The following is a 14467-nucleotide window of genomic DNA, read 5'->3' as shown; positions in this document are numbered from 1 at the left end:
GCTCAGAACCCTCTCAATGCGGCGACTTTTTCCGCGTGATAGCTATAGTCGCCCAACCATTCTGCACCGACACGCGCACGTTTCATATAGAAACCCATGTCGTAGGCGTCGGTCATGCCGATGCCGCCGTGCATCTGCACGCCTTCCTGCACCGCCAATGTTGCGGTCGCGGTTGCCTTGGCTTTGGCCAGGGACACGGCCAGTTCGGCGTTCTCGGGGTCGGTGTCCATCATCCGGCCTGCGTTCAGGATGGTTGAGGCGGTTACTTCCGTCTCGCACCACAGATGCGCGGCGCGGTGTTGCAATGCCTGGAAGCGGCCGATCTCGATCCCGAACTGCTTGCGCTCTTTCAGGTAGCCGACGGTCATGTCGAACGCGCCTGCGGCAAGGCCCGTCATTTCCGCCGCCAATGCCGCCTGACCCGCCTGCAATGCAGGTCGCAGAACGGTCATGGCGCTGTCGACCTGGCCCAGAACGTCTTCGCCCGTGGCCTCGACATTCTCAAAGTCGATCTTGGCCGCGTCGCGGGCGTCGATCATGTTGGACTGTGTGCGGGTGATGCCTGCGCGGTCGGCGGGGATGTCGAACAACGTCAACCCGTCCGCCGTTTTCGCCAGCACCAGCAAACGGTCCGCCATGGCACCATCCACAACAAATGTCTTCTTGCCGGTCAGACGAAAGCCGTTGCCGTCGGCACTTGCTTCCAGCGCGGTGGCATCGGGGTCATGCTTGATCCCCTCGTCCACAGCCAGCGCATAGGTCACGTCACCGCTGGCAATCTTGGCCAAGGCAGCCTTGGCGCGGTCATCGCTGACCTGCCGCAGCGCCGTCGCCGCCATAACGGCGGTGCTGAGAAACGGTGAGACGACCAGCGTCTTGCCCATTTCCTGCGCGATCACATTGGCCGCGGCATACCCCATATCAGAGCCGCCCGCATCCTCGGGCACCAGCACACCGGCCCAGCCCATTTCCGCCATTTCTTTCCACAGCTTTGCGTCATGGGTTTCACCCGCATCACGCATCTTGCGGAACGCAGCAACAGGGGCCGCACCATCCAGAAACCCACGCGCCATATCGGCCAGCATTGTCTCTTCTTCGGTCATCACTAGTTTGCTCATGCCGGCAACCCCAATACGCGACGCGAAACGATGGAGAGCATCACCTCGGATGTGCCGCCCTCGATGCTGTTGGCCTTGGTGCGCAGCCAGTCGCCCGCACGGTTGCCCACTTCGCCGTCCCATTCCAACGCGGCAGAGCCGCCCGCTGTCATCATCAACTCATGCCGTTGCTTGTTCAATTCAGTCCCCATGTATTTCAGCATGGCCGAGGCATCGCCCGCGCCCTGCCCTGCTTCGGCTTGGTCCTTGTACCGCTCCAGCGTCAGGCCCATGGCCAGCGCGTCAATCTCGCAGCGCATAGCGTCGGCCTTCAGCGTCGCGTCCAATTCATCGAGCGTATCGCTCAGCACGGCACCCAAAGCACGGCCACCAGCTTCCAGCGCGCCGGAGCCGCTGATCATTTCACGCTCGTGCGTCAGCAGGTATTTCGCAACATCCCAACCACGGTTGGGCGTGCCGACGATGCGGTCCTTCGGGACCTTCACATCAGTAAAGAACGTCTCGCAGAAGGGCGAAATGCCACTGATCATCTTGATCGGCCGCGTCTCGACGCCGGGGTCTTCCATATCGATCAACAGAAAAGAAATCCCGAGGTGCTTTTTCGCCTCGCGGTCGGTGCGCACCAGCGCAAAAATCTGATCTGCCTTGTCGGCATAAGAGGTCCAGATCTTCTGACCGTTCACCAACCAGTGGTCGCCCTTGTCTTCGCCAAAGGTCTGCACGTTGGCCAGATCGGACCCCGCGCCCGGCTCGGAATAGCCCTGACACCAGCGGACCTCGCCACGGGCAATCGGGGGAAGATAATGCAGCTTTTGCTCGTGGCTGCCGAAATGCAGCAAGGCGGGTCCAAGCATCCAGATGCCAAAGCTTTGCAGCGGCGTGCGCGCATCAATCCGCGCCATTTCGGACATGAATACTTTTTCCTGGTCACGGGTCATGCCCGCGCCGCCGTATTCAACAGGCCATGTCGGCACGGTATAGCCTTTGGCCGCGCACCGCTCCAACCAGACCTTCTGCGCCTCGGACGAGAACACCCAATCCTTGCCGCCCCAGCAAATCGCGTCTTCGGTGACACCGCCGCCGCGCATCTCGTCGGGGCAATTCGCCTCCAACCACTCGCGCAATTCTGCGCGGAAACTATCCATATTCTGCGTGTCGGCCATGCCGCATCCTCCCTTTAAAACGGCGCGGCCATCTGCGGGCCACCATTCCGCACAGCAGAATTGCATGGCATAATTCGATTGACAAGCACGAGTTGCGCTGGCCCCTTAGCCGCAACAAATCACAGGAAGGACTGTCAAATGAAAGCGATGCTAAGCCACGAACCAGGTGGGCCAGAGACCCTGACACTCACTGAATCAGACACGCCAACGCCAGGCAAAAAACAGGTCGTCATCCGCATCCGTGCGGCGGGCCTGAACTTTCCCGATACCCTGATTATCAAGGACATGTACCAGATGAAACCGCCGCGCCCCTTTGCGCCGGGCGGTGAAATCGCGGGCGATATCGAGGCCGTGGGCGAGGGTGTTACAGGCCTTGCCGTGGGCGACCGCGTACTGGGGATGAGCGGCTTTGGCGGCTTTGCCTCCCACATCGTTATGGACGCCGCACGGGTCATGAAAATCCCCGACGCGATGCCATATGACGAAGCGTCATGTTTGGTGCTGACCTATGGCACCTCGCATCACGCGCTGAAAAACCGCGCCGAAATCAAGGCAGGCGAATCGCTGTTGATCCTTGGTGCGGCGGGCGGTGTAGGTGCCGCCGCGATCGAGCTGGGCAAAGCAGCGGGCGCCCGCGTTATCGCCGCCGTCAGCTCGGAGGAAAAGGCACAGTTCTGCCGTGAGCTGGGCGCGGATGAGACGATCATCTACACCCGCGACATGGAGGACCGCGACGCGCAAAAGGCGTTCTCGGCCGAGATCAAGCGCCTCGCGGGCGGTGACGGTGTCGATGTCGTCTATGATGCGGTAGGCGGTGCCTATGCCGAACCTGCGGTGCGCGCGCTTGCGTGGAAGGGGCGCTTTCTTGTGGTGGGCTTCCCCGCGGGTATTCCGAAAATCCCGCTGAACCTGACGCTGCTGAAGGGCTGCCAGATTGTTGGCGTCTTCTGGGGCGCGCACACCCTGCGTGAGCCTGACCTGCACGCCGAAAACATGGCCGATCTGTTCCGCATGTATTCAAGCGGCGAGATCAAGCCGCGCATCTCGGCCCGCTTCCCGTTGGAGAAAGCCGCCGATGCGCTGAACCTGATGATGGACCGCAAGGTGCTGGGCAAAGTCGTGCTGGACGTTGATTAGTGTCTAAGTGCGTCTCTAACACGTGTCGCGCCCTAAAGGTGCGACACGTCGTTGAACCCGCGCAGGATGTTGCCCTCGGGGCCCATGACCACGCGGCTGATCGATCCGTTGTCGGCCCCGTTAAAGCCAAAGTTGCGCGATCCCGCGACATGGGCCAACGCGGCCCCGACAACACCGCCATGCACCACCACGGCAACCTTTTCGCCCGCGTGCGCGGCGGCGATCCTGTTGAGGCCGCGCACCACGCGGGTTTGCAGCTGGGCAAAAGTCTCGGCGCCGGGCAATTCGCCCCAACATTCCTTTTCGCGGGCACGCAGAAAGGCGGGGTCGTTTTCAGCGGCGCGAAAGCGGAATTCGCCGCCGTCCCAATCGCCAAGGAAGACCTCGCGCAGGTCGGCCTCGACCCGCGGCGTCATGTTCAGCGCCGCCGCCAAGGGGGCCGCCGTCTGATGCGTGCGCTGCATCGTGGTCACGTAGATTGCCGCCAAAGGCTCGTGCCGCAGCCGTTCGCATACCGCCAGCGCCTGCGCCTCGCCTTCGGGGCGCAGCGCGGGGTCGCCCTGGCCGTCGATCATGGGAAACATCTCTCCGCGTACCGCCGCCTGCGTCTCGCCGTGGCGGATCAGGACCAGCTCACACGCCGTGGGGCGCAGGACAAACTTATGCTGTCGCGCTTCATTACTCATATCTCACCCTTTCAAATCAGTCTCTCCAAGTAAGGACCATAAAATGACAAACCGCCAGATCGTAGTTGCCGAATTGCCCACGGGCGCGTTGACGCCCGATAACTTTGCGCTGTCCGAAGCGCCCATGCCCTCCCCGTCCGAGGGCGACGTGCTGCTGCGCGTGATCCTCATGTCCATCGACGCAGCCAACCGCTCGTGGATGCAGGGCGCGACCTACCGCGCCGCTGTAAAAGCAGGTGACGCGATGCCCACCTATGCGATTTGCGAAGTTGTGGAATCGAAATCCCCCCGCCTTGCCGTGGGCGATGTCGTCGCGGCCGAGGCAACGTGGTCGGATTATATCGTCATGCCGGGGCACAAGGTGCAGAAACTGCCAAAGGTGCCGACGCTGTCGAACCTGATGTCGGTCTTTGGTATCGCGGGCAAGACGGCGTATCACGGCCTGATGTCCGTGGGGCAACCACAACCAGGCGAGACCGTTCTGGTATCAGCCGCCGCAGGATCGGTCGGCGGCTATGTCGGCCAAATCGCAAAAAGCCTTGGCTGCCGTGTGGTCGGCATCGCGGGTGGCAAAGAGAAATGCGACTGGGTGATGGAGCAGTTCGGCTTTGACGCCTGCATCGACTACCGCGCAGACGGGTTGTTCAAAGCGTTGCGCGCCGCCTGCCCCGAAGGCGTAGACGTGTATTTCGACAACGTCGGCGGCACGATCCTCGAGACAGCGCTGAACCTGATGAACGAACGCGGCCGCGTGGTCTGCTGTGGCGCGATCAGCCAGTATGAAAGCACAAATCCCACCGGCCCGCGCAACCTGCCCGGTGCGATTGTGGTGAAGCGTCTGCGCATGGAAGGCTTCATCGTGATGGATTGGGCGCATAACGACGCCACTGCCATTCGCGCGATGCAAGGCATGATGGAGCGCGGCCAGTTGAAAGTGACCGAAGACATCGTCGAGGGGCTCGAGAACGCGCCGCAAGCGCTGATCGGGTTGCTGAACGGTGACAACAAAGGCAAGCGCATGGTGCGCGTGTCAGCTGATCCGAAATAAGGAGAGAGTCCATGTCCGCCTTACAAAACGCCCTGACGGCGAGCGAAAAGTTGATCGGCACCGAAGTCGGTGTCTCGAACTGGATCACTGTTGACCAGAAGATGATCGACGACTTTGCCAAGACAACCCATGATGAGCAGTGGATCCACATCGACCCCGAACGCGCCGCCGCCGAGACGCCATTTGGCGGGGCCATCGCCCACGGGTTCCTGACGCTGTCACTGGCCAGCCGCTTTGCCTATGATTGTTTCAACATGCTGCCCGGTCAGGTGATGGGCATCAACTATGGCATGAACAAGCTGCGGTTCCTGAAACCCGTCGTTGCGGGCTCGCGCCTGCGCGGGCGGTTCACCTTGCAAAAGGTGACCGCGAAGGGACCTGTAAACATGCTGCGTGAAAACCTGCTCACGATCGAGATCGAGGGCGAGGAGACGCCCGCCCTCATCGCGGAATGGTTGGGCATGGCGGTTTTTGAGGACTAGGGTTTGAGCGCGATCACGACGACACCCGTCTGCGCGCGCGGCGGTGGGGAGGAGACTTCCCACTGCGACCCAACCACCTGAATCGTTGCCAGCCCCGCGCCCGTATCTACGTGACCCTTGGCGCGGATCACCTCGGCACGGGCAGCGAGTGTTTCGGCATAGACCGCCGCGTCCACAGGCGCCTGTGGCATATCAACCGAGCTGACCAACCCTGCGGCATTGCCATGCGGCTGCCCCGCGACAGGTGTGCTGATCTGCGCGGGGTGCAGCACCACATCAAGCGGCACAGCGCCATGCGATGCCTCGATCAAAGCAGCGCCACGGGTGTGGCGTTGAATGGCTTGTTCGGCGGCCCGTACACGGGTTGCCCCAGCCAGATCACCTTTGGTCAGGACCACCAGATCGGCGGCCTCAAGCTGGCGCACCACCGTGTCACCGATATAATCATTGGCCAGCTGCCCGTCGATCTGCACCACATCGGCCAAGACGACAACGCCCGCCGTCTCGATCCCCGCCATCAGGCTGAGGCTGGAGGCAATGGCACCGGGCAACGCCACGCCGCTGGCCTCTAGCACGATATGATCGGGGGGCGGCTGCAGCGCGGCCATCTGCCCAAGGGCAGCCATCAGATCATCGCCATAGCTGCAACAGACACAGCCGCCCGCAAGGGCGATCAGGTCGTCGCCCTCGGCCTCGATCAGGTCGGCATCAATGGGCAAATCACCGAATTCATTGACCATAACGGCCAGCCGTTTGCCATCTGCATTGCGCAGCATCTGGTTGACCAGCGTCGTCTTGCCAGCGCCCAGATACCCGCTCAGCACCGTGACAGGTAGCGTCATAGATCGGACACCGCAAACACGCGGCCCGATTGCACCGTGCCCCAGACGCGCACGTCTTTGAGCGCATCACCACCGATGGTTTCGGGGTCATCCTCCAACACTGCGAAATCCGCACGTTTGCCCGCCTCGATGCTGCCGATCTCCTGATCCATATGCAGGGTGTAGGCCGCGCCCAAAGTGATCGCGTGCAGCGCCTGATCCACGGTTATCTTATCCGCCTCGCCCAAGGTGCGGCCTGACGCCGTCAGACGGTTCACCGCACACCAGCCCGTGAACAGCGGCCCCAAAGGCGTGATCGGCGCGTCCGAGTGGATCGCCAGCGGCACCCCCTCGCGCAGCGCGGTGCCTGCGGCGTTCATCCGCTCTGCCCGCTCCGGCCCAACGGTCAGTTTGTAATGCTCGTCCCCCCAATAGAAATGGTGGTTGGCAAAGAGATTCACGCACAGCCCCAGCTTGGCGATTTTGCGGAACTGTGCGGCGTCCGCCAGCTGGCAGTGTTGCAGCACAAAGCGGTGGTCGGGGCTGGGATATTTTGCCAGCGCCTTTGTCATCGTCTCGATCACCAATTGCGTGGCTTGGTCGCCGTTGGTGTGGGTGTTGACGTGCAGCCCTTTCTCCAAAGCGTGCTCCAGAATATAGGCCAAATGCTCGGGCGAGATGTACCACAGCCCGTTGGGCGCGCCGTTGAAATAGCCAGGATCACGCAGCCGCGCCGAGAACCCCTGAATCGAGCCATCGACGACCACCTTGATCTTGCCCAAGCGCATCATGTCGGTGCTTTTGGTGGTCAGTTCTTCGGCGTGGGCGATCAGGTCTTCGGGGCTGATGCCGTGGTGATAGCGCAGCGAGACGATGCGCGTGGGATACCTCTTGCCGCCCGCGACAGAGGTGAACAGATCAACCGTTTCATCGGGCAGCTTGTTGGCCAGATCGGTGGCAGTGGTCACGCCTGCACGCACGCACAGCTTGCCAAAGCGTTTCATCCCCGTCTCGTCACAAGCGAGCATGTCGCGGTCAAAGCCTACATGCGGTGACACGGGGGTCATCACGTCGGGGCCTTTCAGCTCACCCAGCGGCATCCCGTCTTTGCCCAAAGGCACGCCGTCATGGTTCACACCTGTGCGCATCAACCCCGCCAGCTCCAACGCCCTGGTGTTCACGTTCAGGATATGACCCGAGGCATGCATGATCCCGATCGGCCGCGTGGCGGAGACCTGATCCAGATCATGCCGCGTCACGCGCACATTGTCGAAATAGATCGGGTCCAGCGACCACGCAGGCATCGGCGTGTCGGGGTCTTCGATCTTGGCCTCTGCCTCTTTCAGCTTGGCCAGCACCGCCGCCAGATCCTTGCATCCTTTTTGCATCTCGCCCTCGGGCGACATCCGGTCGAAATACCCCACGTAGGTATAGGCCCAGAGCGAGCCTTCCATCAGGTGGCTGTGCGCCTCGATCAGGCCGGGCATCAGCACCTTTTCGGCAAAGCGATCGTCCAGCGTGTAGGCGCCCCAGCCCGTCAAATCCTCCAGCGGGCCGGTGCCCAGAATCTTCCCGTCCCGCACGGCCACATGGGTCGTATGCGCGTGGGCGGGGTTCATGGTGATGATCTTTTTGGCGCTATATATTGTGATCATCGCTGGCTCCTTTGGGGTGTTTTCAACGTCAGGGTATTGAAGTTTCTCTCCCACACAAACTGGATTTAACGCAGCAAGAAACTGTATTCTTTAGGGCTTGTCACTCGCGTTAAAGGTGAACAGCGCCTCCCCGTTGATCTGGTAGCCATTGATCAGATCAGCGGCACGCGGACTGGTCAGCCATGCCTCAAGCTTTTTCACCAAAGCGGATCTTACATGCGGATGGCGAGCGGCGCTGACGGGAAGGAACGCGTATTGATTGAACAGCGCGGGATCGCCTTCGAACACAATGCCAAGCCCGCTCTTGTTGCCAAAGTTCAGCCAGCTGGCGCGGTCCGACAAGACATAGGCTCCAAGCCCCGCTGCTGTGTTGAGCGCCGCCCCCATGCCCGCACCCACAGGTTTGTACCACGGGCCAAACCCTTCGGACGCAAGGCCCGCGTCCTGCCACAGGCGCAGTTCGGTTTTATGCGTGCCGCTGTCATCGCCGCGGCTGACAAAGGGGGCGTTGGCCTTGGCCACCTGTTGCAAGGCTTGCGTGATGCCTGCGCTTTTCCCAAGGTCCGGTAGGGTGTCCACAGGGCCGATCAGCACAAAATCATTATACATGATCTCGCGGCGGTGGGAGCCGAAACCATCGGCGACAAACGCAACCTCGGCGGCGCGGCTGTGGACAAGGATCGCGTCCACATCCCCCGCCTGACCCAGCTTTAGCGCCTGACCCGTGCCGACGACCAAAAGCTGCACCTCGATACCGATGTCCTGCCGGATCGCGGGCAACAGCACATCGGACAGCCCCGAGTTATGGAACGATGTCGTCACCGCCATCCGCAGGTTGTCTTGGGCCGCAACCGCCGTGGCCGTCAGTGACAGGAAAATGGCAAAAAACAATCTGATCATTCTACGATGTCTCCCCTTAAAAAGGCACGCGCCTGTAGGCTTTCTGGCGCGTCGAAAAAGGCACGAGCGGCACTGTGTTCCAACACCTGACCGTGCAGCATAAAAACCACCTCATCCGCCAACCGCCGCGCCTGTCCCAGATCATGCGTCGACAGGATCAACTGCGTGCCAGCGGCACGGGCAGCACGCAAAACGGCCTCTACCTCACGGGTGGCGCGGCCATCAAGTGCGGCGGTCGGTTCGTCCAGAAACAGCAGCCTAGGCTCTGTTATCATGGCGCGGGCAAGCGCCAGCTTTTGCTGCTCTCCGCCCGACAGGTTGGGGGCGGCGCGGGTCAACAACGCCTCAAGCCCGACACGTGCCGCCCATTCACGGGCCAACGCGCGTGCCGCAGGTTTGTCCATGCCGCGCATCCGCAAGGGATAGGTCAGGTTTTCCTCAACGGTGCGGCGCAGCATCACGGGACGCTGAAAGACAAAAGCGTGCTGGCTGCGGGCCTCTTCTTCAGCGCAGGCCCATGTGATCGCCCCGCCCGTCAGCCGTGCGGCCCCGTGCAAAAGGCGCAGCAATGACGTCTTGCCCGATCCGTTCGGCCCCATCACGACAGTGGCCCCTGCCCCGCGCAGGTCAAGGTCGACAGGCCCGACCAACGTCTTGCCCCTGCGACTGGTTTTCGCACCACGCACGCTAAGCGGGAATAGGGTCACCAGCGGCCCTCCGCTTCGGTCCGGCTAAGCCAGTGGATCGTCAGGTTCACGGCAATCGCCAGGCCGATCAGGATCAGCCCCAACCCGATAGCGAGGGCGAAATCCCCTTTACCAGTCTCTAATGCGATGGCTGTGGTTAGCACGCGGGTCGCGTGGTCGATGTTGCCACCAACGATCATGATGGCACCAACCTCGCCAATGGCGCGGCCAAATCCGGCCAGCGACGCCGTCAGCAATGCACGGCGGGCATCCCACAACAGCGTGCGCATTTTTTGTCCTTGGGTGACGTTCATAGAGATCAGCAGATCGTGGTATTCAGACCATAAATCCCGCAAGGATTGATGCGCAACACTGGCGATCAACGGCACGATGATAATGACCTGCGCGATGATCATCGCTGTAGGGGTAAACAGCAGCCCCAGCACGCCGAACGGCCCCGAGCGTGATAGCAGCACGTAAACCACCAACCCCACCACGACAGGCGGTAGCCCCATCATCGCATTCAGCACGGCAATCACCCCACGCCGCCAGCGGAACCGGCGCACAGCCAGCAGGGCCGCCATTGGCAATGCAATGGCAGAGCCGATCACAAGCGCGCTCAGCGTCACCTGAAGCGAGCGCAGCGTGATCTCGACCAGATCACGGTCAAGCGTGACCAGAAGCCGTATTGCTTCGGATATGCCGTCCCAGAGATCGCCCATGTGCCTCCTTTTGGCTTTCGGATTCGTCGGCACCTTAACGAGGCACAGACCCCGCCGCAGCATCAAAACGCTGGCACCGATAATGTGGCCCTGACCCGACTAGGCGTGACGGTTTGGCCTGCAACATCGTCCTGCACAGTGCCCGTTAGGAGAGTTGCAGCTACCCCCCTGCCCTACGGTCTGCGCGGCGGTGTTTGTGCAGCAAGCTTTCCCATTCAAGCGTGTTGTTTTGCAGCCCCTCAAGCAGCTTCATCGCATAGCCACGGTGGTTGGAAATCGTGTCGATCCTCTCAAGCAGATAGCCTAGCGCCATAAAGCTGAGCGCAGGGCCCATATCAACCAGGGCGTACCACGTGTCCCCGAGGTTCATTTGCCGCGCCAGATCCGCCATTATGGCCCTACAGGCGCTTTGGTTCTTTGCAGTCCTCAACTCCGCGCAGAGTTTTGGAAACGCCCGCTGCATTTGATCCTGACAGACTTCAATCTTTGGATTTTCCTTTTTTACTAATTGAGTATTTATAGTTTCTTTGTGCCCCTCAATTTCATGGGCTGGACCCATCAAATCCTCCGTATTAGAGCCTGATACGCGCGCAATCTCCCGCGAGATTTCATCGAGCAGCTGCGCCAAGGGATCGGTTTGCGGCTGTCGTCTGAGCAGGTTGCGCGCACGGGCCATCAAAGGCGTGGTCACCTCGCGCCCGATCACGTCCTTTAACCGGGAAAGCGCGGCGGCGCATTTATCGCGCAAGACCGTCAAGGCCAGCTTTTGGTCCTGATGTGTGTGCGCCATCTGTGTGAATTCGGCGTGGCGTTCGACCAAAGGCAGCAGCGACAGCCCCGTCGCGAGGACGACGTTCCCGTGGCGGTCACGGCGCGCCCAACGTTTGCCATTGCCGCTTGAGCGGCGGGACAAAAGCCCCAGCCCGACCAGCTTGGCGATGTGGCGCTCAACGGTTTGAATGCTGACATGGGCCCGTTTGGCCAGTGCCGCATTCGAGGCAAAACAGACGTGGGCATCATCGCTCAGCGCCTCAATACGCTCAACCCGCAGGAACGAGATCATCGCCCTGAGCAGCGCGATTGACGTCCCCTTCAGGCCAAGCGGCTCGCGGATGTCTTCAATTGTTTTCAGGATGTGCCATTTGCTTTGGGCAATACCTCTTTGTTTCGTCAAATTCATTGACGATCCAGCCCCGTGTCGGGCTGCCATGTTTCCTGTGATCATAATTGCCTGCAGGCAAAGAACTCCCGTTCGCCCAAGAGCGTTTTTTGTTGCTTCGCGAATCGGTGGCTGTTACGTTCTAGGTGTCTAATCTGAGATACGTAATTTAATTTACAGCCCTCGAAATTTCGGTTTCGGGGGTTTCTCTTTGCGCCTAACCTCCTTTGTTGCTTTTGTCGTTCGGGTGATCCGCAGGGTTTACAGCTGTAAACTCCTGATAGGATTTCTGAATGATGCCTTCCAACTCGCGGTCGAGCCATTGGGCAAATGCCGCGCTGTCGCCTGTCCGCTTGACGGACATCGCGATCGTGGCGCGGCTGGATTTGATCGTGACACCGGGGGCGGGAGTGACCTCCCTGCTCTCACCTGCGCGTGCGCCGCGGCGGCTGATTTCCTTGAGCAACCGTTCCAGCCGCTCGTCCGAGGTCATTCCACCATCCAGCCCTGTCAGGATCTTTGTACAGGTCAGCGCGTTGGCCTTTTTCGCCAGAAAGGCATCGGCAAGGGCGGTCCATTTCGGGCGGCCCGATTTGGGGGCGGCGCCAATCTGGTCGCCCACGGCTTCTGGCACATTGTCCGTCACTTTCGTGAGATGCGACAGACCCGACGCCGACAGCCCCAGCACCTGCCGCACGGTTTTCGTGTCATGGCCTGCCTGCTGGATCACGGCGGCAAAACGGGCCTTTTCATAGAACGACAGATTGCGCCGCGCCGCGTTCTCCAGACCCTTGGCCAAAAGGGCTGTGGCATCATCAAGGTCTTGCACGTTTGCACGCACCTTGATGCCCAGATCGCGACACGCCCGCAGCCTGCGGCGGCCATAGATAATCTCGTACCGACCGTCAGCTTGTGCCTTGCGGACCAGAACGGGGACTTGCTGGCCCTCGCTCTCGATGCTGGTTTTCAGCGCGTCAAACCCGTCGCCTTCCTCGTCCGAGTTTACAGCTGTAAACCCGTCAAGCCGGTCTTGCGGTCCCCAGTCGTCAATCAGTGCGGGGTCCAATTCGCGGATCGCCGAAAGCGAACCCTGCAACGCGCCCAACGCAGGGGCGGACGGTTTGGGGGTGCGGTCCTTTGCCTGCGGGCTGGAGTTCGCGATTGTCTGTGCAATCCCGCTCAGACCTCCCAAAGATTTACGTGCCATCAGCTACGCCCCCATGCTTGGTGTATCATTGCCTCGACCTCTTGTCCCACGGCGTCCATCGACTGTTTCGCGCGGTCATAGGTTGCGCGGGTCATCTCTGATCTCACAACTTCGTAAATCGATTGTTTTAGCATCGTTGCGTCGCTGATTGCGGTGCTTTTCAACGCTGTTGCGGCCATCACGCGATCCATAAACAGCGCCCGCATAAACGAGGTGAGCTGCTGTGACGGCACATCCGTCGGCTCGTCACGGGTGATGAGGAATTTGAAGTTGTCATATTGCAGCTCTGCGCCCGCGTCCTCGATAACGCCCATATAGGCACCTGCCAGTTCCAGAAACTGCGCGGTGGAAGACACGTCCAGCATCGAAGGCGTCAGCGGCACGATGAGGGATGTCGCCGCCGCCATGCCCGCAATGGTCAGAAACCCAAGCTGCGGGGGGCTGTCCATCAGGACGATGTCATATTGGTCCTCAACCTGCGTCAATGCGTTGCGCAGCCGCAAAAAGAACGGCTGGTCAGGGTTGGAGTTCACGGCGGATTCAGTCTCGAACTCGGACAAAAGCAGGCGGGACGGGGCCAGCGACAGCCCCGGAAAATAGGTGGGCATGATCACATCGGCCAAAGGCACCGGATCGTCATAGCGGATCGCGTCATAGATGGTGAGCCCGTCAAATTCGATCTCGGGGTTAATGCCACACATCGAGGTGAGCGAGCCCTGAGGGTCCAGATCAACGACGAGCACACGGTAGCCATGCAGCGCCAGATAATGCGCGAGATGGATGGTCGAGGTGCTTTTGCTGGACCCGCCCTTGAAGTTCATCAATTGCCAGACTTGCAGCCGCTCGCCCTCTTTGCGCCCAGGCAGATAGCGGCCCTTCTTGCGCGAGGTCCGCTCAAGGATGTGCCGCGCGTCCCAGACCTCTTGCGCGGTGTAATACCTGCGGCCTGCGCGCACGTCCTGCGGTTCGGGGATGGTGCCTTCGCCGTGGACCTTGCGCATGAACTGCCCCGACACGCCCAACAGCTCTGCCGCTTCGGGGGCCGAGAACGGGCGCAGGGATTTGGTGTTATCGGGCGCAAAGGCGGATAACAGATGTTCGCGGATTGCGCGGTTCAAACGCTCTGATATATCGGTCGCCAACTCCGAGGGTCGGCCTGTCTGGATTGGTGTCGTGGGAATCATCTGGTTGCCCCAATATGCTCAATGTGGACTTTTTCGCGCCACTTGGGGGTAAAAGCGGCGATTCACCATGCTAAGTCAATGGTTTTCTCATATTTAGTGTCTAACAGATCACTGGCCCCAAGATAAGACACTACTGCATATTGATTGGACCAGCGATGTTTACAGCTGTAAACGGGGGGCGCTCGACTTTATTACAGCCGCGCACAGAAAACCCTTGCCATAGGGCGGGCAGGTGCGCCAAGAAAAACCACGGGTCGGCGATGGCGTCGCCAGCACATTGTGCAAGACCTGTTTCACCTTCCTGAACGCCGGGATCTTGCTTTGCCGTACCCACGGTGAGGGAGGTCTTTTGCCCCTTCACCCAAAGCTGCGGTTTACGCTTTTGAAGGAGCCTATGATGGACCGTCCACAACACTACCGTTTTCACCAAGGGGGTCGTATTCTGCCGTTCGCAGGCAACGAATATGACGCCCGTCTGACCAAGCTGCGCGCGGATATG

The 14467-nt window shown here is 60.6% G+C and carries 15 protein-coding genes; 3 read left to right on the top strand and 12 right to left on the bottom strand.

Annotated features, from left to right (window positions below):
• Window positions 1-2 precede the first annotated feature (2 nt).
• Both ABMC88_RS18130 and ABMC88_RS18125 read right to left on the bottom strand, forming a co-directional pair.
• Window positions 3-1118 (bottom strand): acyl-CoA dehydrogenase family protein, encoded by a 1116-nt coding sequence (locus tag ABMC88_RS18130; protein WP_349578298.1) that lies wholly within the window; start codon window positions 1116-1118, stop codon window positions 3-5.
• Window positions 1115-2281 carry an acyl-CoA dehydrogenase family protein gene (locus ABMC88_RS18125; protein ID WP_349578297.1) on the bottom strand — a complete coding sequence of 389 codons (1167 nt, stop codon included), beginning with the start codon at window positions 2279-2281 and terminating at the stop codon, window positions 1115-1117. Before ABMC88_RS18125 ends, ABMC88_RS18130 begins: the two co-directional genes overlap by 4 nt.
• A 138-nt stretch (window positions 2282-2419) precedes the next feature.
• On the opposite strand from ABMC88_RS18125, the gene ABMC88_RS18120 reads away from it, so the two are divergent.
• Window positions 2420-3418 carry an NADPH:quinone oxidoreductase family protein gene (locus tag ABMC88_RS18120; protein WP_349578296.1) on the top strand — a complete coding sequence of 333 codons (999 nt, stop codon included), beginning with the start codon at window positions 2420-2422 and terminating at the stop codon, window positions 3416-3418.
• Between the two features lie 32 nt (window positions 3419-3450).
• Here the strand turns inward: ABMC88_RS18120 and ABMC88_RS18115 are convergent, their stop codons facing one another.
• The gene (locus ABMC88_RS18115) at window positions 3451-4104 is read right to left on the bottom strand and encodes a histidine phosphatase family protein (RefSeq protein WP_349578295.1); all 654 of its coding nucleotides are present in this window, start codon (window positions 4102-4104) and stop codon (window positions 3451-3453) included.
• A gap of 43 nt (window positions 4105-4147) precedes the next feature.
• On the opposite strand from ABMC88_RS18115, the gene ABMC88_RS18110 reads away from it, so the two are divergent.
• Both ABMC88_RS18110 and ABMC88_RS18105 read left to right on the top strand, forming a co-directional pair.
• Entirely contained in the window at window positions 4148-5152 is a 1005-nt protein-coding gene (locus ABMC88_RS18110; protein WP_349578294.1) for an NADP-dependent oxidoreductase, read from the top strand.
• Window positions 5153-5163: 11 nt separating this feature from the next.
• On the top strand, window positions 5164-5634 hold the full coding sequence (locus ABMC88_RS18105; RefSeq protein ID WP_349578293.1) for a MaoC family dehydratase: 471 nt from the start codon (window positions 5164-5166) through the stop codon (window positions 5632-5634).
• On the opposite strand, the gene ABMC88_RS18100 is transcribed toward ABMC88_RS18105, so the two are convergent.
• From ABMC88_RS18100 to ABMC88_RS18060, 9 genes are all read right to left on the bottom strand, one after another.
• On the bottom strand, window positions 5631-6476 hold the full coding sequence (locus tag ABMC88_RS18100) for a CobW family GTP-binding protein (protein ID WP_349578292.1): 846 nt from the start codon (window positions 6474-6476) through the stop codon (window positions 5631-5633). The genes ABMC88_RS18105 and ABMC88_RS18100 overlap by 4 nt on opposite strands.
• Window positions 6473-8110, bottom strand: a complete 1638-nt coding sequence (locus tag ABMC88_RS18095; protein WP_349578291.1) for an amidohydrolase — start codon at window positions 8108-8110, stop codon at window positions 6473-6475. Before ABMC88_RS18095 ends, ABMC88_RS18100 begins: the two co-directional genes overlap by 4 nt.
• Before the next feature lie 90 nt (window positions 8111-8200).
• Window positions 8201-9010, bottom strand: a complete 810-nt coding sequence (locus ABMC88_RS18090; protein ID WP_349578290.1) for an ABC transporter substrate-binding protein — start codon at window positions 9008-9010, stop codon at window positions 8201-8203.
• Window positions 9007-9720 carry an ATP-binding cassette domain-containing protein gene (locus ABMC88_RS18085; RefSeq protein ID WP_349578330.1) on the bottom strand — a complete coding sequence of 238 codons (714 nt, stop codon included), beginning with the start codon at window positions 9718-9720 and terminating at the stop codon, window positions 9007-9009. The genes ABMC88_RS18090 and ABMC88_RS18085 overlap by 4 nt, the downstream gene beginning before the upstream one ends.
• Window positions 9714-10418 carry an ABC transporter permease gene (locus ABMC88_RS18080; protein ID WP_349578289.1) on the bottom strand — a complete coding sequence of 235 codons (705 nt, stop codon included), beginning with the start codon at window positions 10416-10418 and terminating at the stop codon, window positions 9714-9716. Before ABMC88_RS18080 ends, ABMC88_RS18085 begins: the two co-directional genes overlap by 7 nt.
• A 160-nt stretch (window positions 10419-10578) precedes the next feature.
• On the bottom strand, window positions 10579-11598 hold the full coding sequence (locus ABMC88_RS18075) for a helix-turn-helix domain-containing protein (RefSeq protein WP_439655623.1): 1020 nt from the start codon (window positions 11596-11598) through the stop codon (window positions 10579-10581).
• Between the two features lie 196 nt (window positions 11599-11794).
• Window positions 11795-12784: a plasmid partitioning protein RepB gene (repB, locus tag ABMC88_RS18070; RefSeq protein ID WP_349578287.1), complete on the bottom strand. Its 990-nt coding sequence runs from the start codon at window positions 12782-12784 to the stop codon at window positions 11795-11797.
• On the bottom strand, window positions 12784-13968 hold the full coding sequence (gene repA / locus ABMC88_RS18065) for a plasmid partitioning protein RepA (RefSeq protein WP_349578286.1): 1185 nt from the start codon (window positions 13966-13968) through the stop codon (window positions 12784-12786). The genes repB and repA overlap by 1 nt, the downstream gene beginning before the upstream one ends.
• A 130-nt stretch (window positions 13969-14098) precedes the next feature.
• The coding region (locus ABMC88_RS18060; RefSeq protein WP_349578285.1) for a hypothetical protein at window positions 14099-14467 on the bottom strand (369 nt) is incomplete at its 5' end.

It is taken from the genome of Sulfitobacter aquimarinus (genome assembly GCF_040149565.1).
GTDB lineage: Bacteria > Pseudomonadota > Alphaproteobacteria > Rhodobacterales > Rhodobacteraceae > Sulfitobacter > Sulfitobacter aquimarinus.
The sequence above is the reverse complement of the archived record's forward strand: the minus strand, read 5'-3'. Positions and strand labels throughout refer to the sequence as shown.

Bases quoted from the DNA above. Each gene is read 5' to 3' on its own strand.
- ABMC88_RS18130 (WP_349578298.1), bottom strand. From the start codon at position 1,118: ATGAGCAAACTAGTGATGACCGAAGAAGAGACAATGCTGGCCGATATG.
- ABMC88_RS18120 (WP_349578296.1), top strand. From the start codon at position 2,420: ATGAAAGCGATGCTAAGCCACGAACCAGGTGGGCCAGAGACCCTGACA.
- ABMC88_RS18095 (WP_349578291.1), bottom strand. From the start codon at position 8,110: ATGATCACAATATATAGCGCCAAAAAGATCATCACCATGAACCCCGCC.
- ABMC88_RS18105 (WP_349578293.1), top strand. From the start codon at position 5,164: ATGTCCGCCTTACAAAACGCCCTGACGGCGAGCGAAAAGTTGATCGGC.
- ABMC88_RS18090 (WP_349578290.1), bottom strand. From the start codon at position 9,010: ATGATCAGATTGTTTTTTGCCATTTTCCTGTCACTGACGGCCACGGCG.
- ABMC88_RS18080 (WP_349578289.1), bottom strand. From the start codon at position 10,418: ATGGGCGATCTCTGGGACGGCATATCCGAAGCAATACGGCTTCTGGTC.
- ABMC88_RS18115 (WP_349578295.1), bottom strand. From the start codon at position 4,104: ATGAGTAATGAAGCGCGACAGCATAAGTTTGTCCTGCGCCCCACGGCG.
- ABMC88_RS18110 (WP_349578294.1), top strand. From the start codon at position 4,148: ATGACAAACCGCCAGATCGTAGTTGCCGAATTGCCCACGGGCGCGTTG.
- repB (WP_349578287.1), bottom strand. From the start codon at position 12,784: ATGGCACGTAAATCTTTGGGAGGTCTGAGCGGGATTGCACAGACAATC.
- ABMC88_RS18125 (WP_349578297.1), bottom strand. From the start codon at position 2,281: ATGGCCGACACGCAGAATATGGATAGTTTCCGCGCAGAATTGCGCGAG.
- ABMC88_RS18075 (WP_439655623.1), bottom strand. From the start codon at position 11,598: ATGAATTTGACGAAACAAAGAGGTATTGCCCAAAGCAAATGGCACATC.
- ABMC88_RS18100 (WP_349578292.1), bottom strand. From the start codon at position 6,476: ATGACGCTACCTGTCACGGTGCTGAGCGGGTATCTGGGCGCTGGCAAG.
- repA (WP_349578286.1), bottom strand. From the start codon at position 13,968: ATGATTCCCACGACACCAATCCAGACAGGCCGACCCTCGGAGTTGGCG.